Genomic DNA, 24,658 nt, shown 5'->3' with positions numbered 1-24,658 from the left:
TATACTTATAAAAATAGAGGGTGCTTACAGCTAGTAAGCACCCTCTATTTTATTCTATTATCTAAGTATTTAGAATCTATATCCTAAGTTAATCCCTGCATTAAACTCAATAGCAGAGAATCTGTCATTCACTTCACTACTGAAGTTTCTCGCAATATCTGCAAAAGGATGAATCGTGAATGAGTCCCCTAAAGCCCACTTATACCCGAAGCCTACTCCAAAGATGAAGCTATTCATATCTACTTTAGTTCTGATAGATGTATCTGCTGCTTCTGACCATAGGTTCTCTTTAAAATCTCCAAAGCGATATTTTAAGAAAGGAGATACTACATAACCACTGCCATGTGCATCATTCCCTGACCCAAAATAGTAGTTATAGTTAACAACTAAACTGTTGGTATTAAACTTTTGGTTCTTCCCTCCTTTTTCTTTGTGGTAAGAAAAACGGTCGTTAATATTAAAATTAGCTCCTATCGACTGGTTATGCCCGATAAAGTGCTCATACCCGATTTCTACTGATGCTAGTGCTAGTGTATTAAACACATTCACTTTTACTTCATTAACAGCCTGTGCTCTAGCTCCTACTGTACCTACTAAGAGTAATAGTACTAAATATATTTTCTTCATATAACAAGATTGTGTGTGACAAATATAATAAAAGTGTTTTTTATTTATGGTTCCTTCCCTCCTCTTCTGGATATAGCTCAGCGACTACATCGCTCTGCCAATACTCCTTCGTCTCTATATCTAGAATAGAAATACTTCCTAAGAATGCTGCTCCAGTATCTATATTCCATACATTGGCAAAGTTCATAGGATACTTAAAACCATAATTAGTAACAGGAGTATGCCCTATAAAGATTTCATGATAATGCAACAATCTCTTCGGATATCGAATATCTTCCTTACTGATCGTTGTATCCATAGATAATACCATCTCCCATAACGTTCTATCCCAATAAAGACCTTCTTCAATATACTCGTCCTTCACTCCTCTTAAATTGGTAAAGCCTGCATGAACAAATAGTCTATTGCTCTCATCGATATAATAGTTCTGTAAGTTTCTAAAAAAATGGAGATGTTTCTCTCTCATTTCTTTTGTGATATTATCTAATGAATAGGATTTAATAGAAGCATCGCCTCCATTGCCTTCCCATAATTTATTCTCCTTACCTGTTTCTAACCAATTCACTAAAAGCGTCTCATGGTTACCTCGTAAGAAAGTACAATTATGTGTATCTTTTAAAGCTAATAAATATTCTACTACCTTCTCAGATTCACTCCACCCATCTACATAGTCTCCTAAAAAAATTAATTTATCTGAAGGGGTTACTTTTGCGCGTTCCATCACTTGTAATAACGCTTTATAACCTCCGTGTATATCTCCTATAACTAGTGTTCTACTCATCTATTTCTGTTTCATATTTCAGTTTACGCAAGATACGCATTACTTCCTTAAAGGCTATAAAGAGCTGAGGGTCATTCGAATATTTTAGATAATCTTTAACGGAGATTAGTTCATCTTTAGCATCTTCAAAACCGTTTAGGTAGCACAGCATCATATTAAAGCATAGTTTACCTAAGACACGTTCTTCCTTAGAAGTAAGTTTAAGGTTGTTCTGAAGTTTATAAATAACATTAAGACTAGATCCGTAGATATGTCCAAGGATATTCCTATTATAGGATGGTGCTTTAAATAAGACTGTGTTAGTCATAGAATAAGTCCCGTTCTCTGAGAAAGAAATCATCACTTCTTCGAATGGGTAATAACTCGTCTTATCATTCAACCCTAGATTTAGATACTCCGTTATCACAAACTTATGCCCATTATACGCAATCGTGACGGAGTCTAGATCTGAATAAAACAACTTAATCTGCTCATTGACAAACTCTATATCTACTCTAGAATAAAAAGGCATCCCCCTAACCATCTTTTTATTACCTGCCCAACAGATGATAAATTGTTCTCTAAAAACATTATACCTCGGCTTCATATCTCGATGCGTATCTGTCATAAAGGTGATAACACTATCTAAGATACTCGCTAGATCATTCTGAGAGTTCTTCTCTATGCTTTTTACTATTTCCCTATTCGTGCTACGAGGTACTACTGCATCAGGAACAGAGGTACTGCCTATTCTTACAAAATAACTTCCTTCTGCTATCTCACTGATAGATCGCTTAAACGTCGTTAGTCCGATACCCGATTGAATAGATACAAGTCCTACTACCCTATCTTTGGGTAAGTCATTAAAAGCCACATTATCATAGGTAATAAGCGGAGGATTGTCTAAATAAGCGTTGACTAAATTCTGAATCTTACTGTCATCATAGAAGTCTACACCTACTATTTCGTTATCTTCATCTTCTATCCCTACTAATAAATAGGAGCTATTGTCTGGATTTGAATTCGCTAAAGCACAGATATGTTTTAAAAACTTAGCTTTGCCCGATTTACTGTGCAGATTGAGTTGCCTCTTCTTATCATAAAAGCTATTCTCATCATAATGCGCTAGTAAATTTTTAATAAGTAATCGCTTATTAATCACAACATTCTTGTTTTGTTCTTAAAATTATAAAAAGAAACTCACAATTCAGACCTAAATCAGAAACTCCTTTGTTATATTTAACCATACATTAACAACTTAATAGAGAATATTTTTTGAATTTGCGGTAAGAATCAGAAAAGTATATTACTTTAGAAAAAAAACTATAGATATGGACACAACAGGATCTAATTATGATATCCGTGAATTAAACGAATTAATAGAAAGAGAGAGTGCATTTATCGATATCCTAACCATGGAGATGAATAAAGTTATTGTTGGTCAGAAACATATGATCGATAGACTTTTAATTGGTTTGTTAGGACAGGGGCATATTTTATTAGAAGGAGTACCTGGATTAGCAAAAACTTTAGCCATTAATACTTTATCTAAAGCAGTACATGGAACATTTAACCGTATCCAGTTTACGCCTGACTTATTGCCAGCAGACGTTATCGGTACAATGATCTATAACGTAAAAGAAAATGACTTTTCGATCAGAAAGGGACCTATATTCGCTAACTTCATTCTAGCGGATGAGATTAACCGTGCTCCTGCTAAGGTACAGTCTGCATTACTAGAAGCAATGCAAGAGAAACAAGTTACTATCAGTGATGACACTTTCAAACTAGACAAGCCGTTCTTAGTTATGGCTACTCAAAACCCAGTGGAGCAAGAAGGTACTTACCCTCTACCAGAAGCACAGATGGACCGTTTTATGCTTAAGACAGTTATAGATTATCCTAAATTAGAGGATGAAAGACTTGTTATCCGTCAAAACTTAGCTGGTGAGAAACCTCAAGTTAATGCTGTAGTAACTCTAGAACAAATACAACGAGCTCAAGAGGCTGTTAAGAAAGTATATATGGATGAAAAAATAGAGAAGTATATCTTAGATATTATCTTCGCTACTCGTTATCCAGAACAATTTAAATTAGAGAAGTTAAAACCTATGATTAGCTTCGGTGCATCTCCTCGTGGAAGTATCAACTTAGCTCTAGCGGCTAAATGTTATGCGTTTATCAAAAAGAGAGGATATGTAATTCCAGAAGATGTAAGGGCAGTAGTAATAGATGTATTACGCCATAGAATCGGGGTTACTTATGAAGCAGAGGCTGAGAATATTACTTCTGTAGATATTATTAACCAAATCGTAAATGAAATAGAAGTTCCTTAGTAGAACAAGGATAACTTTTAATATACAAAACCTATTTATAGTTAAGTGTAGATAGGTTTTGATGATTTTGTTAATTTGAAAGCTGTATAGTCATGGAAACCAAAGATATCTTAAAGAAAGTCAAGAAGATCGAAATAAAAACAAAACGATTAAGTGACCATATTTTTTCGGGAGAGTATCACACTTCTTTTAAAGGGAAAGGTATGACCTTTTCAGAAGTGCGTCAATATCAGTTTGGCGATGATGTAAGGGCTATAGACTGGAATGTCACTGCACGTTATAATGAACCTTATATCAAGGTATTTGAAGAAGAGCGTGAGCTAACAATGATGCTCTTAGTAGATGTAAGTGGTTCGGAAGCATTCGGGTCTACTGATCAGTTCAAAGAGGATATTGTACTCGAAATAGCTGCGACACTTGCCTTCTCTGCTACTCAGAACAATGATAAAATAGGTCTAATACTGTTCTCTGATCAGATAGAGTTATTCATTCCTCCTAAAAAGGGAAAAACACATGTACTGAGAATCATTAGAGAACTTATCGACTTCAAACCTAAAAGTCTAAAGACAGATGTAGGCTTTGCTCTTGAGTATCTTTCGAAGGTAGTCAAGAAGAAAGCTATTGTTTTTGTACTATCAGACTTCATTACACACTCTTTTGAACAGACTTTGAGAATATCGGCAAAAAAACACGATATTACAGGCATAAGAATCTATGATAAAAGAGAAAAAGAGCTGCCTAATGTAGGTCTTATTAATGTATTCGATGCAGAGACTCATACAGAACAGCTAATCAATACTTCTGATGCTAGCGTGAGAAAAGCCTATGCTTCTCACTTCCACAAGCAAGAAGAAAACTTTACCAAAGTATTTCAAAAATGCGGAGCAGGAACTATCAATATTGAAGTGAATGATAGTTATGTCAAAAAATTACTAGGATACTTTAAATCGAGATAAGGACAATGAAATCTAATTTTCTATATATCGCTATTATTTTTTTAGTTGCTACTTTCTCTACTCTAGCCCAAAATAGAATAGAAACACAAGTAGATACTACTGCTATAAAAATAGGAGACACCTTTCTATACACCATAAAGGCCCATTCTAACACAGGAAGTTTAATTACATTCCCTGCAACAGAACAAATAGGGAACTTTGATGTAGTAGAATCATTCCCTATTGATACGATTAAGAATGATAATACACAGGAGTTAATTAAAAAGTATCACCTGACTCAGTTTGATGCTGGTGATTTTAGTATTCCTGCTGTACCTGTTATTGTAGATGCTAAGCTATTTCACACAGACTCTATACAGATACATGTACAAGATGTAGCAGTAGATACATTAAAACAACCTCTTTATGAGATAAAGTCAATCTCTAAAGAAGGTGCTTCTTTCTCTACAGATTGGTACTATCTATTGTTTATCTTCATCGCTGTACTAGCAGGGATAGGTATCTATATCTATATCAAAAGACAACAAGAGAAGAACCTTACGGAGGATGATAAGTACAAAACTCCTTATGAGAAGGCAGTTAAAAAGCTTAAGAAATTAGAAGAGAAGAAAAACTGGAATAGAGGTGATGCTAAACCATACTATTCTGATATGAGTATTATTACTAGAGGGTTTATAGAAGATACTTTTGGAATCTCAGCAAAAGAATTGACGACTTTCGAAATTATCACTATTCTTAAAGCAACTTTAAATGATAAGAAGGTAAAACTAGATCCTGTGGTAATTAAAGAATTAAAACGAGTTCTAGAGTCCGCAGACTTAGTTAAGTTCGCTAAATCTCAACCTACTGAAGGCGAAATAACAGCAGATACTTCTAAAATACAGAATGTCATAGACAGTATTAATACAGCTTATCCTATCTCTGCTGCAACACAAACAGAGTTAATCAGAAGAAGAGAGGAAAGTAAAAAGAAAAAGAAAAGAATACGTATATGGATCCCTACAGCTATCACAGCTTTCTTAGTTGTTGTGACCGGGATAGTGTATATTATCAATACTTCTGCTAAAGAAGACTATCATTGGTTTACATTCAACAATACGAAGAAACTGATGAACAAAGAATGGATTACTAGTACATATGGTACTGCTCCAGGACTGACTATCTCAACTCCTGAAGTTCTAATCCGTAAGAATGAACCTTTATTGCAAGAAGGAAAACCAGATGGTATATCATCACTTAATCAATTTAAATATGGTGTACTAGAAGACCCTATTCACATTGTATTAAATAATGTAGTTACCACTAAGGAATATAAATATACTGATAAGGAATTGATTACTTATTCTATTTCATTGCTGACACAAAACAATAAAATAGAAAACTTAGAGTATAAAGATGAACGCTTTGAGAATGCAAATGGTATTCTTGGAACACTTGTTTATGGTGAGTTTGCATTCAAAAACCCAACTAATCAAGTAGAAGAGAAAGTAATGTTCGAAGGAGTATTAACAGACAATGGTGCTAACAAAGATCAAGTATGGATATTCTATCTAGCAGAAGATGAGATAGCTCCTAAGCTAGTAGAACGTATGTTTGATTCAATACAGTATAAAAAAGAGGAGAAATAACAATGATACAGAATATAACTTTTGCCAATCCTGAGTTCTTCTGGTTATTTATACTATTACCAATAGTTCTATTTGTATGGTATAAAAACAGAAAGAAACAGCGTGCTACTGTCAAGCTAAGCACTATACAAGGTGTACAAGAGCATACTTCACTATTAGTAAAGTTATTGCCTATTTCTATTATCTTACGAGTACTCGCTCTTAGTGCCATTATAGTAGGTATGGCTAGACCTCAAATCGTGAATGTAGATTCACAGATACACTCTACTCATGGTATCGATATCGTGATGGCTATGGACGTATCAGGGAGTATGTTAGCACGAGATCTAAAACCAAACCGTTTAGAAGCACTAAAGACTGTAGCTGCAGACTTCGTATCACAGCGTGTGACAGATCGTATAGGATTAGTTATTTATGCTGCTGAGGCATATACTAAGACCCCCGTGACAAGTGATAAATTACTTATACTAAATGATCTTAAGAGTATAAAATATGACAATGTACTAAGAGATGGTACTGCTATAGGTGTAGGTTTAGCCACATCAGTAAACAGATTAAAAGACAGCCCTGCCAAAAGTAAGATTATCATACTTCTTACAGATGGTGTCAATAATACAGGTACAGTAGACCCTACATTAGCTGCCGAGATCTCTAAAGAGTACAATATTAAAGTATATACTATTGGTATCGGTACTAATGGATTAGCAGAGTCTCCAGTAGGAATAAGAGAGAACGGTGAAATAGTATATGAGAAAATACCAGTAGAACTAGATGAAGAGCTTATGAAGTCTATTGCTAAGACAACAGGAGGAAAGTACTTTAGAGCAACAGATACTAGTAAGCTTAAAGCAATTTATGAAGAAATCAATCAATTAGAAAAAACGAAGATTGACGAACAGAAGTTCGTTAAATCTGATGACAAGTTTCAATTCTTAGTGTTACTTGCTTTTATTCTATTGTGTATTGATTTCACATTACAAAAAACATTATTCAGAGGATTCATATAATAGATTATGTGGGAGTTAGACAATAAACAATATCTTTTTCTATTTTCAATCATAGCAATATTGATCTTAATCTTTATTGGGGATATCTTGTGGAAGAGAAAGAAGCAACAATCATTTGCTACAGCTAAAGCAATTAAAACTTTGGCACCTAATCAATCTAAGAATAAACCAATCATTAAGGCTTCTATTTATCTAGTAGCTCTAATATCTATTGTAATCGCTTTAATCAATCCTAAGATAGGAACAAAGGTAGTTACTGTCAAAAGACAAGGTGTTGATATCGTATTCACACTAGATGTATCTAAGAGTATGCTAGCACAAGATATGGCTCCTGATAGATTGGCAAAGATGAAACAACTAGTCTCTCAGATTATCAATAATCTAGGACCAGATAGAATTGGTATAGTAGGATATGCAGGTACAGCATTCCCGATGTTACCTATCACTACAGATCATTATGTTGCTAAGATGTATCTTCAGACGATGAACACAGATATGGTCTCTTCACAAGGTACAGCATTTGAGGATGCTATCTATGTAGCTTCTAATTTCTATGACAATCCCAATACAAGCAAAGTTATGATCCTTATCTCTGATGGAGAAGACCACGGAGAAGAAATGGAAAATGCCATCAAAATAGCAAAAGAAAAGAAAGTAAAGATTATCACCATCGGTGTAGGAACAGAGGCAGGAGGACCTATCCCTATTAAGACACCTAAAGGCGTAGAATATAAAAGAGATTGGAACAATGAGATCGTTACTACCAAGCTCAATCCATCTACGCTTAAATATATAGCTGATGCTACTGGAGGAAAGTATTATTACGGTTCGAATACACAAGAGATAGTAGACCTTATTAAAAACGACCTTAGCAAAATAGAAAAAACAGATTTTGAAGATCAACAAATCGCAGAGTACCAATCTCAATATCAGTGGTTCTTAGGATTTGCTTTCTTACTGATCTTTATCGATTTATTCATACTAGAAAGAAAGACTATCTGGATGAAGAAACTTAATTTGTTCAATGAAAAAGAATAGCATGCGATTAATTATGAAAAACTCATTCTACATCACGATATTTTTATTGTTTACTGCTTACTCATTTGCACAGTCTGCTGGTAGAGCGCTGAGTACAGGTAATGAAGTATTCGAGAACAAACATTATACTCATGCAGAATCTTCTTATAGAATAGCTAATTCTAAAGACAGTAAGTCTGTAGCTGATTATAACTTAGGAAATTCTTTATACAAACAGCAATTAACCAAAGAAGCAGAAGCTGCCTACCTTAGAGCGATACAAAAAGCAACAACCAAAGAAGCTAAGCACCAAGCCTATCATAACTTGGGGAATGCTTATATGAAATCGAAGAATTATCAAGCAGCAGAACAAGCTTATAAAAAGGCCTTATTAAACAATCCTAAAGATGATGAGACTCGTTACAACTATGCTGTAGCGAAGAAAATGAACAAAGAGAATCCTCAAGACAATCAAGACAACAAGGATAATCAAGATCAAAACAAAGATCAGAATAAGGATAATCAGGATCAGAATAAAGACCAAAACAAGGACAACAAAGATCAAGACCAAAATAAAGATAATAAAGACAAAGGGGATAAAGGAGACCAAGACAAGAAAGATCAAGATCAAAATGATAAAGGCGATCAGGATGACAAGAACAAAGATGGTCAGAATGATAAAGATAAAGACGATAAAGGAGATCAAGACAAGAAAGATCAACCTAAACAGAATAACCCTAAAACGCCTAATCAAGATCAGATGGATCGAATATTAGATGCGATGAATAAAAATGAAAAAGATGTACAGCAGAGACTCATTAATAGAGGTCCTAAAGGTGGTAAACCAGAGAAAGGACAACCTGCTGGACAAAATGAACAAAGAAAAAAAGACTGGTAGAATACAATGAAAACACTGCGTTACTACATATTATTATTCGCTCTGATTTGCACTCAAGCAATCTTAGCTCAAATCAGCTTTGAAGCAACAGTAAGTAGAGATAACATACCGCTTAACGACAATGTTCGCGTTGACTTTGCTATGAACCAAGATGGAGATAACTTCTCTCCTCCTCGTTTTGACAATTTCACTGTAGTTGGAGGTCCTAACCAATCTGTTAGTTACTCTTGGGTAAATGGTAAAAAATCTTTTAATAAAACCTATTCTTACTTCTTACAACCGAAGAAGAAAGGAACTCTATCTATAGGTTCAGCATCTATAGAAATAGAAGGACAGGTCTATAAAACCAAACCGATTACCATCACAGTATCTGATGCTGTAGCAAAGCAAGACCCTAGACAGCAATATAATCAAGTACAGCAGAAAGCTCTAGATGAAATACATCTAGTCGCTGAGGTGACGAATCAGAATCCTTATATAAACGAACCTGTAACGATAACGTATAAACTGTACTTCAATACCAATATCGCAGGATATACAGGAAGAAAAATACCTACTTATGAGAAGTTCTGGGTGCACAATGTAGACATCCCTAGACGACCTGAAGTGAAGCTAGGTAAGTATAAAGGGACAGATTATAACTACATTGTATTAAAACAAGATGTATTAATGGCTCAAGAAGCAGGTAATCTTAGTATAGATCCTCTTGAGTTAATGATACAAGCAGAAGTTCCTACAGGTAGACGTGATTTCTTTGGATATCCAGAGTTTGGGTATATGGAGAAAGAATACAGTACAGGTAGAGTAACTATCAAGGCAAAAGACCTTCCAGAAGCAGGTAAGCCTGACAACTTCTCTGGAGGTGTTGGGACATTTACATTTAAAGTAACTCCAACTAAGACAAGCCTTAAATCAGGTGAACAACTAAACCTAAAAGTTGAAGTTGCAGGTAAGGGTAACTTGAATTTATTGACTATACCTACCCCTACAGCACACTCTGCTCTAGAGATGTATGACCCTACTAGTTCAGATAAGATTACTTCTGGAGTACACGGTATGCAAGGTAGCAGAGTGAACGATTACATCATTATCCCTCAGTATAAAGGGGATTATATGATTGATCCTATGGAATTCTCATACTTTGACTTAAGTACTAAGAAGTATAAGACTATTCACATTGACAGTTTAGCGATTAATGTACTAGAGGGACCTACCCTACCAACTAATACAGAGGCAAAAGACACAGACGTAGTAGATAAGAGCGAATTGTTCCAACCGAATAAAGCTACACCTACAGTAGTAGAAGCTTCTACTAGCACATATTGGGACACTACGTTATTCTACGTCCTTACAGTACTACCATTCGCAGCTATACCGTTATTCTTACTTGTCGTGATACAGCGTCGTAGATATGCATCAGACACTGATGGTATCCGATTGAGAAACAACAATAAACTAGCTAGAAAATACTTAGGAGAAGCGAAGAAAAACATCAATAACAAAGAATTGTTCTATGAAGCACTAGAGCGCTGTCTACACAATTTCCTAAAAGCGAAGTTAGACATGGTGACTAGTGAAATGAGCAATGAAAACATTACAGAGATTCTAACGGATAGAAATATTACTGAAGAAGCTATTAAGAACTTTATGGATATTAAGAACGCTTGTGAATGGGCACGCTACGCTCCGACTGATCAAGTTAATATCAATAAGGACTATGACAATGCAATTACAGTAATCTCTGAATTAGAAAAACAATTCAAATAGACCAACATGAAACACATCATCACTCTTTTTATATTTGTTTTGAGCTTTCATACATGGGCACAAACGGATTCTTGGAAACATCAATTTGACAAGGGGAATGCCTTGTATCAAAAAGAAAAATATAGCGAAGCGATCACAGCCTTTAAAGCCATAGAGAAACAAGAAACTTCTTCACCAGAAGTATTCTTTAATCTAGCGAATGCTTATTATAAGACACGTGATTATGTCAATGCTGTTTACTACTATGAGAAGGCCTTAAAGCTTAATCCTAGTGACACTGCTACAGAGACTAATCTAAACTATGCGCGCAAAGAGCTTATAGACGATATTACGATAGTGAAGCAGTATGATAACGAAGACATACTTCACCAGACGTTAGGGAAGCTATCCGTTGACCAATGGGCTACACTAGCTACAGTAATGGCCTTTGTCGTACTATTGTGTTTTGTGGTATATTATCTGAATCACAGCAGTACTATTAAGCGTATTAGCTTTGTATTGATGCTTGTTTCTATCCTAGTGATAGGAGGTAGCGTATACGCTGCTACTTTTGAGCAGAAGTACGCTTCTAAGACTACAGCTGCTATCTTATTTACTGAAAAGGTAAACCTTAAAGAAGACGCGAAGAACACCTCTCGTACACTAAAAGAACTACACGAGGGTACTAAAGTGTATATCTTAGAGAAAAAAGCATTGTGGATCAGAGTGAAACTAGATGATCAACAAGAAGGATGGATAGAAGAGAATACGATTAAGTATATCTAGATCGTTTCCGGTTCTTTTATATCTTGTATCATATCAATACTCTTAGAGAACAGAGATTTAACTAAGTCATATAAGCTAGGTAATAATGACTCAGACAGAGATACATATATTTTATAACTAGTTGAGTTCATTAATGTCTCATGACTGACGAACTTAAATATCGAGTTAACCTCATCGAATATAGAGAGAAAGATACTTCCTACTAAGATCACGATCAAGATCTGAAATACAGCCCCAAAGAGTCTGTTAAACAGTCCTAAGAATACCGCTTGTACAAACTTAGTTGCTAACTGAGCAATGAATCGTGCGGCTAATACTGCCAGCACAAAAGCCAATACAAAAGCGAGTAAAGGAATAGAAGGTGATTCCCATCCTAGAGAATTCATCAGAAATTCTTTAATAATATTTGAGAATTTCAATGCTCCTATTATTCCGATAAATAGAGATAGAAAAGAAACTACCGAAATAAAAAAACCATCTCTAGCTCCTTTTATAATAGCAAAAATAACGGCGATAAGGCATATAATATCTAAAAACATAAATACTCAAATATATTCTGTGCGAAGATATTACAATTCTATTAATTACAATAGAGCAGAACTGTAGTATATTTGTCACCATTACAACTAACAATATGGCAAGAGACGAACAATTAAAAGCTAGATGGGACGCTGTCGTTCAGAAAGTATCTGACCGATTCGGAGACGGAGAGACACTAGACTTAGAAGCTATCATATATTTAATCGGAGTACAAGAACTAGGTAAAATCAAAAAGAGATATAAAAAAGACGACAAAGTGAACTTAATGCATATTGCTATCTGTCGTCTGTTAGAGCCTTATGGTTATTACGAGTTTGATCACTTTGACCAGGACGGATGGCCACACTATAATGTAAAAGAAAACCTACCTAGCCTTAAAGCTGGTGAACAATCGGTTTTAATGAAAGAAGCGATAGTCAATTACTTCTTAGAAAGTAAGTTTATTGACTAACATAAGAAACAATTATAAAAATTATAGCTGTTTATAATTTTATGTCTAATTGAAAAGCAGTAAATTTGCTTTTTACTTTACTTAAGATGATAGATAAAATAAAAGAATACATCGGTGAAGCGGAACACTTTAACACCGATAATAAAGAGACGCTTGAAACATTTAGAATTAAATTCTTATCTAAAAAAGGAATTTTAAACGACTTATTTGCACACTTTAAAACGGTGCCTAATGAGCAGAAAAAAGAGTTTGGTCAAGCTATCAATCTATTAAAAAGCACTGTCGAGAATAAAGTAAAATCTATTCAAGATGAACTAGAATCTAAAGATGTGCAAGGTCTTTATGGAGACTTAACACGTCCAGGTTACCCTCTAGAGATCGGGTCTAGACACCCTATCTCAATTGTTAAGAACCAAATCGTTGATATCTTTAATAACATTGGTTTTAACATCTCTGAAGGTCCAGAGATTGAAGATGATTGGCATAACTTCTCTGCGTTGAACTTCCCAGAGTATCACCCAGCTCGTGATATGCAAGATACATTCTTCGTTCAGACGAATCCAGAACAACTATTACGTACACATACTTCATCTGTACAGACTCGTTATATGGAGAAGAATACACCACCTCTGAGAACTATATCTCCAGGGCGTGTATTTAGAAACGAAGCTATATCATCTCGCTCACACTGTATATTCCACCAAGTAGAAGGTCTTTACATTGATAAAGATGTTTCTTTTGCTGACTTAAAACAGACTTTGTTATACTTCACTAAAGAGATGTTTGGTAAATCTAAGATTAGATTACGTCCATCATACTTCCCATTTACTGAGCCTAGTGCTGAGGTAGATATCTATTGGGGATTAAAGACTGAGACAGACTACCGTATTACTAAAGGTACAGGGTGGTTAGAGATCATGGGATGTGGTATGGTTGACCCTAACGTTCTTAAGAACTGTAATATCGACCCTACTGAGTACAGTGGTTTTGCCTTTGGTATGGGGATAGAGCGTATTGCTATGCTATTATACCAAATCGGAGATATCCGTATGTTCTTTGAGAACGATGTACGTTTCTTAGAACAATTTAAATCGAACTTCTAATAAGAAAACGATATATATTAAAAACACCTCATCTGATCTAGATGAGGTGTTTTTTTATATTCTTATACATATAGACCCTTATAATCACAATATGCATCATAAGGGCTATCTATATCTAACAATAGTGGATGATTAACTAGAAGCTCTTCTTCACTCCTATCATAATACCATCTCTAGCAAACGCCCCTCCTTGATAAGAGCGTACATAGTCTATACGGAAGAAATTAATCTTACCAAATCCGAAGTTAGACAGACCTGCTGTAAACTCGTGATATGGCTTTATATCGCTTACCATCGCATTGTGGTACCCTAATACTACATTCCATCCTGTCTCTCTTAGCAATGGAACCTTATTAATCAAGAATCCCTTAAAATCATACTCAAAATGACTCTCTACATAAGACTTATTCGTACTCAGAGCATAATATGGTAATAAATTAAACGAAGTCAGTCTATCATTCGTGATGTTTAGATGAGTCTCGTTACCTGTGAAGTGTTTTCTATCCACATAAGAGATATTATCAGCACCAAAATATTTACCCATTAATACATTATACTCAAATCTCCCTTTATTGCTCACCGTTAGTCCTTGGCTAAATCTAGCTTCTAGCTTATCATACTCTAATCCTTTCTCACTGCCACTGAATCCCTTTTCATAGTTCACCTCTATCAGAGGATAGTTAGGATTGTGCATATAGATACGCTTAGTAGGATAGCTTACATAGTTCATCCCTAAGGATAGCGTAGTACCTACCCTAAACTTGTATAGATGATGATTCGTAATCGGGCTACTGTTTATATCTAGAGGAGCTAGTGGGTCATTAGAAGTATAGGCTCTACTACCCTTATAGAATGAGCCATTCGCATTATTATACAGCGGACTTCTATCCTCATACCCTATCGCACTGTGTACCTTTAGAGCTTCATTGAAGAACTGACCGTAATACCCCACATACACATCATTGTGATTATAATACTTCGCATAGTTCTTTCTCATTAATAGGGAGAATGCAGTATTCAGTAGTTCTGGTATATTCTCCTTATTATACTGTTCTATCTTACTCCCTCCTTCTATATATACTGCTGACTTAGATGCTCCCCTAAACTGGCGCAATAGCTTTCCATACACTCTCAGCCTATCAGAGGCAAACCCGTAGTCAAAACTAGCTCTACCATAAGTATACCCTATCTTATCCTTATCGTAGATAGAACCATACACAGCTGTATTCATATTGAACCCCTGCACAGTATTAAACCCAGGTTTATCCATTCCTATTAACCCTGTGTAGCCGATACTATACTTATTATCTTCTCCTCTATAGTTATACCCACCGAACACATCACCTATTTTAAATCTATTGTGTTTCTTGCGAATACTATCTTTATATGCAGGAGACTCTTTCACTAATCTTATACTATCCTTCACGCGATAATCATTCAACTCTTCTTCTGACAAAGCAAATAATCTATTCTCTTTCCAGAAATCATCCCCTTTCTTATTCACATCCTTCGCAAAGGATAAAATCTCTTTATCAAAGCTCGCTCTAGTGAAATTAGGTGTGAAATTATAGTTGTTAAACACACTTAAGAACACCGCTTGTATCCGTACTCCTAATGCTCCAAAGACTAAGTCAAGGTTCTGCGAGCGCTTCACCCAGCTCTTATTATCCTCATTATAACTAAAGTTCTGACTCACATTGATCTCCTCTATCAATGGCTGCTGTACACTTATCCCTGTTACCTTTAAATCTATACCATAGATAGCCCCTATCCCATCTACTAAGTATAGATCACCTGAGAACACAGGCTGAACTGATGACTTAGGCGTTACCTTGATTTTATTAATCAATACCCCTTGATCTCTGAAGGTAGCCTCTAGCGTATATTTATAGTATGAGAACGCTGCATCTGCTATCGGAGAGATTAGTTTAGTATCCATATCTCCGATCACGATATGATTATCATAGAAGTCATAGAAGGACTCATCCGCAGTATTAAAGCTATATCCACTATTACTCCCACTCACCTTAGATGCGATGATATGTTCCTTTAGTTTATGTGGTTTTTGATACTTTAGGCTAGACACTGTCTCTGACAGATACACTATCCCTCTACCTAGTGAATCCATACCAGATAATCCACTGCCATTCACCTGTACTTTCTTTTGAAAAAACTTAGACATCTTCAGCGTCTTCAGCATCCCCTTAGAATAAAAATCTGCAGTGAAAGCAGACATTCCTTCTGTATTCTTCTGCTTGTTCTTTATCGCTAGACGGATCAGATCATCTGCAGGATTCTTACCTGCTGTGATTACGATATCTTCTAGTATAAAGTCTTCAGACTCTAGTACTACATTTACCTCTTGGACAGCACCAGTATAAGTAATATTCTTTCGCAGCGTCTTATAGCCTAAGAATTGATATACGACTGTGTACTCTCCCTTCTGAGGTAAGCTTAACTCATATAGTCCCTGTTCATTACTTATTGTATTCTGTTGGCTTTTTTCTAGATACACCGTAGTATAACTAATGGGATTACCCTCTGAGTCTTTTATACTTCCCTTTAGTTGGCCGAATACAGTCAAACCAAACAGAAGCATAAAAAGTGTAACAAATTGTTTCATTGGTTAGGTTTTATTTAATAGTAACTATTAGACATTGTATTTATTGCGTTGTTACACCTTGACCACGATATTATACTAAATAGCAGAACACCTCATACAGACTTCATACCTCATCACATCGCTAACCTTCATATTCATTGACTTCATACCACTATATCCTCTCACAGAATAAGACAATAACTAAGTAGAGAAAGTTCTAAAGCGTTAATTAACTGTAAAAGAATTAGTCATTATAACATTAAATACACCTTTAACTCATTCTCTTTTGTATTTTTGTCAGTTCAAACTAAACTACCTATGTCAAGATTCAACCTATTAACTGTAAAAGAAGTTCGCAGAGAGACTCCTAATGCAGTATCAATAGCATTTGATATTCCTGCCAACCTAAAAGAGGAATTTGCATTCACAGCAGGTCAATATCTTAATATTAAATACCAACACGAAGGGAAAGAGATTCGTAGAGCTTACTCTATCTGCTCTACTCCTACTAGTGGAGAAGTACGTGTAGCAGTAAAAAAAGTAGAACACGGAGTGTTCTCTACTTTTGCAAACGAAACACTGAAAGCTGGTGACCAACTAGAAGTAGAGAATCCAGAAGGAAGATTCACTTTTGAGCCAAATGATTCAGTAGCGAATAACTATGCAGCCTTTGCAGCAGGTAGTGGTATCACTCCTGTGATGTCTATACTAAAAACAGTATTAGAGCAAGAGCCTAACAGCAAGTTCGTACTATTATACGGTAATAAAAATGCGGAAGAGACTATCTTCCATGACGAATTATACAAACTACAAGAACAATACGCAGAGCGCCTATTCATCCACTTCGTTTACTCACGTATTAGAGAGAACGATTCTATCTTCGGACGTATAGATAAAGCAGCGATCAACTTCGTTGTAAACAACAAACACAAAGAAAAAGAGTTCGCTCGTTTCTTCTTATGTGGTCCAGAAGATATGATCGATACTGTAAGTGCTACTCTACAAGATAGAGGAGTTGCTAAAGACAAAATCGCTTTTGAGATCTTCACTCCTAACACAGATGGTATAAATCCTGTACAGGCAGAAGGAGGTACTACTAAGGTGACTGCGCTAGTAGATGACGAAGAAGCTACTTTCGAGATGCCGAAGAGTGAAGTATTACTAAACGGTGTACTTAAAGCAGGTATAGATGCTCCATACTCATGTCAGGGAGGTATCTGTAGCTCATGTATGTGTAAGATCGTTAAAGGATCTGCTGTGATGAAGAAGAACAGTATCCTTACAGATGATGAGATAGCAGACGGACTTATCCTATCATGCCAAGCTATCGTGACATCAGACGAAATCTATATAGACTACGACGATATATAATAGATATACGCTATAATCTAAGCTCTCCCACAGTGGAGAGCTTTTTTTTGCGATAATACACCGAGGTGATAGCCTATTGCATACTATATGATTGGCTAGTGATAGGTTATTTTTAGAACTTTTAAGCCGACCACCCCCATAAAAAAAGGTAATAAAAGCACATTTAATACTTTAAAAACAACGCATAGATTGCAAATCCGCGCGATCGATATAACACAGACAGTTCACCCTGTCTATAATACATACTGTATGTCGTTGACGCAGATTTGCAGTGTCATTGGCGCGGATTTGCAGTGTCGTTGGCGCGGATTTGTAATCCGTGCCAAGATATAAAACACAATACTGATATTCAGCCCTGAAAATAGTATCGTTTATTACAGAATAATAAAGCTTATTCTCCTCGCCTAGTATATCACTAAACGCCCCCTTATCGAAGATCTTTATAGCAGAATTATACACCTTGTCATAATCCCTTTCACTTAGCTTAAATGTGAATGTATAATGACCATCTCCTATAGCTATAAGCTCATGCTCAGCCATCACCTCATATTCATCCTCTACACTTATACCTAGGATAGTCTCTATGCGAAGAATAGCTTTTTCTCTAACTTCTACATTACTACACGACAAGAATAATAACCCTCACAATAAATATAAATACGTCATTTAACTCTTAATCCCATTATTACTTATTACAACTATTTAACCTCATTTTCTTAAACAGTCTATCTCTATTATGATATAAACACTAATAATAGATCCTTCGAATACAACTTGAGTATGGTTCAGAAAAAAGGCTGTTTTCCCAATGAATATGGGGCTATATCCGAACATTTCCCGAACAAAAGTAAACCAATCTACTGCAAACAGTTAATTTACAATGTTTTATAATAAAAACATATAACCAAACTAAGCCAATAAAACCATTTTAGAGCGTTATCTCCATATTATAGCAAAAGCAGATATATTCTTATAATACTTTATTAAACTTGGAATATTAATTCTTTTTCTTTGGTGCAGATTTGCAACCTAGTTGGCGTGGATTTGCAATGTCGTTGGCGCGGATTTAAAATCCGTGCCGAGATATAAAACACAATACTGATATACTAATACTTTAAAAACAACGCACGGATTGCAAATCCACGCGATCGATATAACACAGACAGTTCACCCTGTCTATAATACATACTGTATGTCGTTGATGCGGATTTGCAGTGTCATTGGCGCGGATTTGCAGTGTCGTTGGCGCGGATTTGCAGTGTCGTTGGCGCGGATTTGTAATCCGTGCCGAGATATAAAACACATTAAAACATCACAATAAAAAAGAGTTGCATGAAGCATTACACTCTATACAACTCTCTAAGAATTACAGATAACATAACTAACTATATCTGATGTTAATAAATAGCAAGAGGCTCTCCCACCGCGTGGAAAAGCCTCTTTCAATCTATCACAACACTAAACTTACTAGTTTCTCATTTACTTGGTCAAAGTTGAATGACGTGTACACACGGTCAAACTCTCCTTTGATTGCTTCATTCATCAGGTTACCTACACTACCTTCGTGTGTATGGTTTACCTCTTTTGACGGTTGATAAGTACCTGCCTCTATCGACAGCCCTATCTCTTTATATGCTTCTCTAAAAGGCATCCCCTTTAGCACATAATCATTCACTACCTCAACGCTAAACAAATAGTCGTATTTCGGATCGCTTAATATATCTTTATTCACCTCTATATTGTCCAACATCAATTTCAGAATATCTAAACACTCTTTCAATGAAGTGAAAGCTGGGAACAAGTTCTCTTTTAATAACTGAAGATCTCTGTGGTACCCAGAAGGCAAATTAGTAGTCATTAAGGCTATTTCGTTAGGCAAGGCTTGTATCTTATTACATCTTGAACGAATAAGCTCTAAAACGTCTGGATTCTTCTTATGTGGCATAATGCTCGAACCTGTAGTCAAATGATCTGGGAATTTGATAAAGCCCATGTTCTGACTCATATACAAGCATCCATCCATCGCGAACTTAGCTAAAGTAGCTGCAATAGCGCTTAACCCTTGTGCTAAGATACGCTCCGTCTTCCCTCTGCCCATCTGTGCATAGACTACATTATAGTTCATAGACTGAAAGCCTAATAGGTCTGTAGTCATCTGTCTGTTTAGTGGAAATGATGAGCCATAACCTGCAGCTGATCCCAAAGGATTCTTATTCGTCACCTTCCACGCAGCCAGCATCATTTCTAAATCGTCTACAAGGCTCTCTGCATACGCCCCAAACCACAAGCCAAATGACGAAGGCATTGCAATTTGTAAATGCGTATAGCCAGGCAGTAAAACATCTTTATACTGATTGCTCAATTGCTGTAGAGTATCAAATACCTCCTTCGTCTTAGTCACGATCTCCTCTATCTCATGGCGAAAATAAAGTTTAAGGTCTACTAATACTTGGTCGTTTCTTGAACGTCCTGAATGTATCTTCTTACCAGCCTCACCTATTCTTCTGGTCAATAATAACTCTACTTGAGAGTGTATATCTTCTACATCATCTTCTATCTCGAATTGACCAGCTAATATCTCTTGGTATATCTGTTTTAATTCTTTTTGAATTACTACTAAGTCCTCAGCCTCCAGTAATCCTATACTTTCTAACATCTGTGTATGTGCTAATGACCCCATAACGTCAAATGCCGCCAGGTTCATATCTAACACTCTATCTTGTCCTACTGTGAAAGTATCTACATTACTATCTACAGTGGTATTCTTTTGCCATAATTTCATTTGCTACACGATTTGCGTTAACATCTCTATATACAAGGCTATTCCCTCTTCTATCTCCTTTACATAGACGAATTCGTCTGCTGTATGCGAGCGAGCAGAGTCGCCAGGTCCACACTTAAGCGATGGAATACTTAACAAGGCTTGGTCACTCGTCGTAGGTGAGCCATACGTCTCTCTACCCAAGGCTATACCCGCCTGTACGATAGGGTGATCTTTAGCTATAGACGAAGGCTTTAATCGAGTAGAACGCGCATTGACCTCACAGTCCACATGCTGTCTCACTATCTCTAATACTTCTTCGTTTGTATAAGCATCTGTCACACGTACATCTACTACAAAGTCACAAGTAGAAGGCACCACATTATGCTGTGTACCCGCATTGATCATTGTCACACTCATCTTGATCGGTCCAAACTCTTCAGATACCTTAGGGAACTGATAGGTATTAAACCACTCTATATCTTTTATCGCTTTAAATATCGCATTGTCACCTTCATTACGCGCTGCATGTCCTGAGCGCCCATGAGCTACACAGTCGAGTACCATTAGTCCTCGTTCTGCTACAGCTAAGTGCATTTGTGTAGGTTCTCCTACGATAGCGAATTCTAGTTCTCCCAATTTAGGTATTACAAATTCTAAGCCATCATTACCCGATATCTCTTCTTCTGCCGTAGCAGCGATACAGAAGTTATACTTCATCCCCTCTTTCTCATAGAAGTGTAGAAATGTAGCGATTAAAGAGACCAAGCACCCTCCAGCATCATTACTCCCCAATCCGAACAACTTGCCATCTATAATCTCAGGCTTAAAAGGGTCACGAGTATAGTCTTTATTTGGTCTCACAGTATCGTGGTGAGAGTTCAATAAGATCGTAGGCTTACTCGGATCATAATGCTTATTAAACGCCCATACATTAAAAAGCTCTCGGTGAATAGCTACTCCATGAGACTCTAAAAAATTGGCTATTAGATCAGAAGTCAAGTGCTCTTCTTTACTAAAAGATGGTGATGCTATAAGGCTTTCTAATAAAGCTATTGCCTGTTGTGATAAGTTGTCTTTCATTGTGGTTTTATATAGTTATGGGTCGTTGTCTTGTTATATTCTATTAAAGTTGAATCGTAGTACCAGCTTTTATATCTAATAGATCCTCTGCTTTCTTGATACATACCTTATCTACTCCTTGGTTGACAGCCGCCAAAGCGTTCTCTATCTTTGGCAACATACCATCAGCTATCACCCCTTGTTGTTTTAGTTGTGTAAAGTTCTCTTGATCAATGGTAGTGATCACAGAGTTCTCATCGTTAATGTCCTGCAATACCCCTTTGCGTTCAAAGCAATAGACTAAGGCTACTTTATACTTAGTAGCGAGAGCAACTGCTATATTAGAGGCAATAGTATCTGCATTGGTGTTTAGTAGTTGGCCTTCCTTATCAGCCGTAATCGCAGAGAATACAGGACTAATCCCTATCTCTAACAATTGTTGTAATCGAACCACATTCACATCACTTGCCTCAAAGTCCCCGACATAGCCGTAGTCTATCGGCTCGGTAGGGCGTTTATGACTCTGTATCAGCTTAGCGTCTGCTCCTGAGATTCCCATCGCATCACAACCTCTCGCTTGAAGTTGTGCTGTGATTTGTTTGTTTATCAAACCTGCATACACCATTACAGCTATAGGTAACATCGCTTCATTAGTGATACGACGCCCATTGACCATCTGAGTTTCTATCCCTAACTGAGTAGCCATACGCGTAGCTAATTTACCTCCACCGTGTACTAAGACCTTAGGGCCTTCTATACGAGCATAGATGTCTAAAAAAGCGTTTAACGCAGACTCGTCATCGACGATATTACCTCCTATCTTAATAACTGTAAGGCTTTGCATAATTTATTGGTTTTTAAGCATTTCTTTTAATACAGCTTGTGCTGCCCATACTCTGTTTCCTGCTTCTTGTATCACAATAGAACTATCGCTATCTAATACTTCTGACGAGATCACTAAATCACGTCTAACAGGTAAGCAGTGCATTACTTTGGCTTGATTCGTTGCTTCTAATTTATCCAAAGTCAACATCCAAGATTGATCTGTACATGTTATCTGTCCGTAGTCTTCATAACTCGACCAGTTCTTTACATATACGAAGTCAGCATCTGCTAAAGCTTCATCCTGATTAGTAGTCACTGTAGCTCCTGCTGTAAACTCCTCTTTCAGCGCATAACCTTCTGGATGAGTCACTACGAAATCTACTAGACCCTCTGCCTGAGCTCTACACATCCACTCTGCGAAAGAGTTCGGTACTGCCTGTGGCAATGCCTTAACGTGCGGTGCCCATGTCAATACTACTTTAGGTTTTTTGCCTTGAGGTACTAATTTATCTTGTGCAGCGTCATAGTTATAATCGAAGTGCTCTACGATAGTGATTAAGTCCGTGAAGCTCTGTAAGGGATGTCTTGTCGCGCTCTCTAAGCTCACTACAGGTTTGCCACAGTACTTAGCGAACTTGCTAAACAATTCTTCGCTATAGTCTTCCTCAGCATCTTTTAACCCTGGGAACGAACGAAGTCCTAATATATCACAGTACTCTCCCATCACCGCAGCAGCTTCTCTAATATGCTCTGCTGTATTTCCGTCCATCACTACGCCGTCTTTAGTCTCTAAAGCCCAACCGTCTGATGTCATATTCATCACCATTACATTCATCCCTAAATTAGCAGCAGCCTTCTGAGTACTCATCCTTGTACGCAAACTTGGGTTTAAGAATACTAAACCTATTGTTTTGTGCTTGCCAAGAGTTTCTTCTGCAAAAGGGTTTGCCTTACACGCTAATGCGCTATTTATTGCTTTAGATAGAGAAGGTATATCGTTAACGGAAAAAAATTGTTTCATTGTAATTGTCTTTTTAGAATTGTTGTAATCTGTTGTTGAATTTATCCAAGAATAAATCTGCATCAGCTTGAGTCAGATTTAATGCTGGTAACAACCGAATTACATTAGGGCTTGCATTACCCGTAAAGATGTGATCTTTCACTAATAGTTCTTTGCGAACCTCTTTTAACTCAGGAGCAAGGTCTATTCCGATCATCAGTCCTTTTCCTCTTACTTCCTGTATCTTATCTAATTTCTTTAATTCATTGATTAAGTAGTTCCCTACTTGTGCGGTATTCGCCATTAGATTGTCTTGCTTCATAACCTCTAATACAGATAAGGCTGCTACACAAGCTAAATGGTTTCCTCCAAAAGTAGTTCCTAACTGTCCATGCCATGGCTTAAACTGCTCTCCTATCGCTATCGCTCCGATAGGAAATCCGTTCCCCATACCTTTCGCCATCGTATAGATATCAGCACTCACTCCACCGTCATTCACAGCATAGAAAGAACCTGTACGTCCATATCCACACTGTACTTCGTCTGCGATAAATACAGCTCCGTACTGTGTAGTAAGACTTCTAATCTTCGCTAAGAAGCTATCAGTCGCTACTTGTATTCCTCCTACACCTTGTATCCCTTCTATAATCACTGCTGTTACTTCATCACCATAAGAGGCAAAAGCTTGTTCAAGAGCTTGCTCATCGTTAAAAGGCAAGAACACAATGTTCTCCGTTTGATTGACTGGGGCAACTATCTTTGGGTTATCAGTAGCAGAAACGGCAAGAGAAGTTCTCCCGTGAAAAGCTTTATCAAAAGCGATAACTTTCTTTTTACCATTATAGAAAGAAGCTAATTTTAAAGCGTTTTCATTTGCTTCTGCTCCTGAATTACACAAAAACAATTGATAATTGTCCAACCCAGCTACTTCCCCTAATAAGGCAGCTAATTGCTGTTGTAGAGGAATTTCTATAGAATTAGAATAAAATCCGATTTTGTTTAATTGGTCAGTTAATCTCGCTACATAGTGCGGATGAGTATGTCCGATAGAGATCACAGCGTGCCCTCCATATAAGTCTAAATACTCTTGACCGTTGTTGTCATATACTCTACTCCCTAATCCTTTTACAATCTCGATAGGGTTCAGTGGGTATACATCATATAATTTCATCATAATAAATC

At 36.6% G+C, this 24,658-nt stretch carries 22 protein-coding genes; 11 read left to right on the top strand and 11 right to left on the bottom strand.

All coding sequences use genetic code 11. The annotated features are described in order from the left end of the window. Positions 1-69 precede the first annotated feature (69 nt). From AABL85_RS01790 to AABL85_RS01780, 3 genes are read right to left on the bottom strand one after another with little or no spacing between them, the layout of a single operon-like run. Positions 70-627: a DUF3575 domain-containing protein gene (locus AABL85_RS01790; RefSeq protein ID WP_006258016.1), complete on the bottom strand. Its 558-nt coding sequence runs from the start codon at positions 625-627 to the stop codon at positions 70-72. 40 nt (positions 628-667) lie between these two features. Beyond that, positions 668-1,408 carry a metallophosphoesterase family protein gene (locus AABL85_RS01785; protein ID WP_341308928.1) on the bottom strand — a complete coding sequence of 247 codons (741 nt, stop codon included), beginning with the start codon at positions 1,406-1,408 and terminating at the stop codon, positions 668-670. Beyond that, on the bottom strand, positions 1,401-2,549 hold the full coding sequence (locus tag AABL85_RS01780) for a DUF5929 domain-containing protein (RefSeq protein WP_341308927.1): 1,149 nt from the start codon (positions 2,547-2,549) through the stop codon (positions 1,401-1,403). Before AABL85_RS01780 ends, AABL85_RS01785 begins: the two co-directional genes overlap by 8 nt. A gap of 169 nt (positions 2,550-2,718) precedes the next feature. Here AABL85_RS01780 and AABL85_RS01775 point away from each other — a divergent pair, with 169 nt between their 5' ends. From AABL85_RS01775 to AABL85_RS01740, 8 genes are all read left to right on the top strand, one after another. Continuing rightward, on the top strand, positions 2,719-3,723 hold the full coding sequence (locus tag AABL85_RS01775) for an AAA family ATPase (RefSeq protein WP_006258013.1): 1,005 nt from the start codon (positions 2,719-2,721) through the stop codon (positions 3,721-3,723). 92 nt (positions 3,724-3,815) lie between these two features. Beyond that, positions 3,816-4,679 carry a DUF58 domain-containing protein gene (locus AABL85_RS01770; protein ID WP_006258012.1) on the top strand — a complete coding sequence of 288 codons (864 nt, stop codon included), beginning with the start codon at positions 3,816-3,818 and terminating at the stop codon, positions 4,677-4,679. Positions 4,680-4,684: 5 nt separating this feature from the next. Beyond that, positions 4,685-6,307, top strand: a complete 1,623-nt coding sequence (locus AABL85_RS01765; RefSeq protein ID WP_341308926.1) for a BatD family protein — start codon at positions 4,685-4,687, stop codon at positions 6,305-6,307. A gap of 2 nt (positions 6,308-6,309) precedes the next feature. Beyond that, positions 6,310-7,314, top strand: a complete 1,005-nt coding sequence (locus AABL85_RS01760) for a vWA domain-containing protein (RefSeq protein WP_286415202.1) — start codon at positions 6,310-6,312, stop codon at positions 7,312-7,314. Between the two features lie 6 nt (positions 7,315-7,320). Continuing rightward, positions 7,321-8,352: a VWA domain-containing protein gene (locus tag AABL85_RS01755; protein ID WP_286415200.1), complete on the top strand. Its 1,032-nt coding sequence runs from the start codon at positions 7,321-7,323 to the stop codon at positions 8,350-8,352. A gap of 1 nt (position 8,353) precedes the next feature. Continuing rightward, positions 8,354-9,229, top strand: coding sequence for a tetratricopeptide repeat protein (locus AABL85_RS01750; protein WP_341308941.1), 876 nt, complete (start codon positions 8,354-8,356; stop codon positions 9,227-9,229). 6 nt (positions 9,230-9,235) lie between these two features. Next, positions 9,236-10,996 carry a BatD family protein gene (locus tag AABL85_RS01745; RefSeq protein ID WP_341308925.1) on the top strand — a complete coding sequence of 587 codons (1,761 nt, stop codon included), beginning with the start codon at positions 9,236-9,238 and terminating at the stop codon, positions 10,994-10,996. A 6-nt stretch (positions 10,997-11,002) separates the two neighbouring features. Next, complete coding sequence (locus tag AABL85_RS01740; RefSeq protein ID WP_341308924.1) at positions 11,003-11,761, top strand: tetratricopeptide repeat protein; 759 nt, start codon at positions 11,003-11,005, stop codon at positions 11,759-11,761. Here the strand turns inward: AABL85_RS01740 and AABL85_RS01735 are convergent. After that, positions 11,758-12,300 (bottom strand): CvpA family protein, encoded by a 543-nt coding sequence (locus tag AABL85_RS01735; protein ID WP_341308923.1) that lies wholly within the window; start codon positions 12,298-12,300, stop codon positions 11,758-11,760. The genes AABL85_RS01740 and AABL85_RS01735 overlap by 4 nt on opposite strands. 95 nt (positions 12,301-12,395) lie before the next feature. On the opposite strand from AABL85_RS01735, the gene AABL85_RS01730 reads away from it, so the two are divergent. Together AABL85_RS01730 and pheS are read left to right on the top strand one after the other, a co-directional pair. Next, positions 12,396-12,752 carry a hypothetical protein gene (locus AABL85_RS01730; protein ID WP_006258004.1) on the top strand — a complete coding sequence of 119 codons (357 nt, stop codon included), beginning with the start codon at positions 12,396-12,398 and terminating at the stop codon, positions 12,750-12,752. An 86-nt stretch (positions 12,753-12,838) separates the two neighbouring features. Next, positions 12,839-13,855, top strand: coding sequence for a phenylalanine--tRNA ligase subunit alpha (gene pheS, locus AABL85_RS01725; RefSeq protein ID WP_286415190.1), 1,017 nt, complete (start codon positions 12,839-12,841; stop codon positions 13,853-13,855). Positions 13,856-13,991: 136 nt separating this feature from the next. Here pheS and AABL85_RS01720 read toward each other — a convergent pair whose 3' ends face one another. Further along, a complete protein-coding gene (locus AABL85_RS01720) occupies positions 13,992-16,478 on the bottom strand; it encodes a DUF5686 and carboxypeptidase regulatory-like domain-containing protein (protein ID WP_341308922.1) in 2,487 nt (828 codons plus the stop codon). A 297-nt stretch (positions 16,479-16,775) separates the two neighbouring features. Between AABL85_RS01720 and AABL85_RS01715 the strand changes: the two genes are divergently transcribed. Next, positions 16,776-17,828, top strand: coding sequence for a ferredoxin--NADP reductase (locus AABL85_RS01715; RefSeq protein WP_341308921.1), 1,053 nt, complete (start codon positions 16,776-16,778; stop codon positions 17,826-17,828). A 171-nt stretch (positions 17,829-17,999) separates the two neighbouring features. Here the strand turns inward: AABL85_RS01715 and AABL85_RS01710 are convergent, their stop codons facing one another. The 6 genes from AABL85_RS01710 to AABL85_RS01685 form a co-directional block, all read right to left on the bottom strand. Beyond that, positions 18,000-18,458 (bottom strand): hypothetical protein, encoded by a 459-nt coding sequence (locus tag AABL85_RS01710; RefSeq protein WP_341308920.1) that lies wholly within the window; start codon positions 18,456-18,458, stop codon positions 18,000-18,002. 820 nt (positions 18,459-19,278) lie between these two features. Next, a complete protein-coding gene (gene argH / locus AABL85_RS01705) occupies positions 19,279-20,610 on the bottom strand; it encodes an argininosuccinate lyase (RefSeq protein ID WP_341308919.1) in 1,332 nt (443 codons plus the stop codon). Positions 20,611-20,613: 3 nt separating this feature from the next. Further along, positions 20,614-21,672, bottom strand: a complete 1,059-nt coding sequence (locus AABL85_RS01700; protein ID WP_286415181.1) for a M20 family metallo-hydrolase — start codon at positions 21,670-21,672, stop codon at positions 20,614-20,616. A gap of 43 nt (positions 21,673-21,715) precedes the next feature. Next, positions 21,716-22,495: an acetylglutamate kinase gene (gene argB / locus AABL85_RS01695; protein ID WP_341308918.1), complete on the bottom strand. Its 780-nt coding sequence runs from the start codon at positions 22,493-22,495 to the stop codon at positions 21,716-21,718. 3 nt (positions 22,496-22,498) lie between these two features. Continuing rightward, positions 22,499-23,497, bottom strand: a complete 999-nt coding sequence (locus tag AABL85_RS01690) for an acetylornithine carbamoyltransferase (protein ID WP_341308917.1) — start codon at positions 23,495-23,497, stop codon at positions 22,499-22,501. Between the two features lie 13 nt (positions 23,498-23,510). Further along, a complete protein-coding gene (locus AABL85_RS01685) occupies positions 23,511-24,650 on the bottom strand; it encodes an aspartate aminotransferase family protein (RefSeq protein WP_341308916.1) in 1,140 nt (379 codons plus the stop codon). Between the last annotated feature and the right edge of the window lie 8 nt (positions 24,651-24,658).

Origin of the sequence: Myroides odoratimimus (assembly GCF_038039805.1) — a bacterium.
In the GTDB taxonomy this organism is placed as follows: domain Bacteria; phylum Bacteroidota; class Bacteroidia; order Flavobacteriales; family Flavobacteriaceae; genus Flavobacterium; species Flavobacterium odoratimimum_B.
The sequence above is the reverse complement of the archived record's forward strand: the minus strand, read 5'-3'. Positions and strand labels throughout refer to the sequence as shown.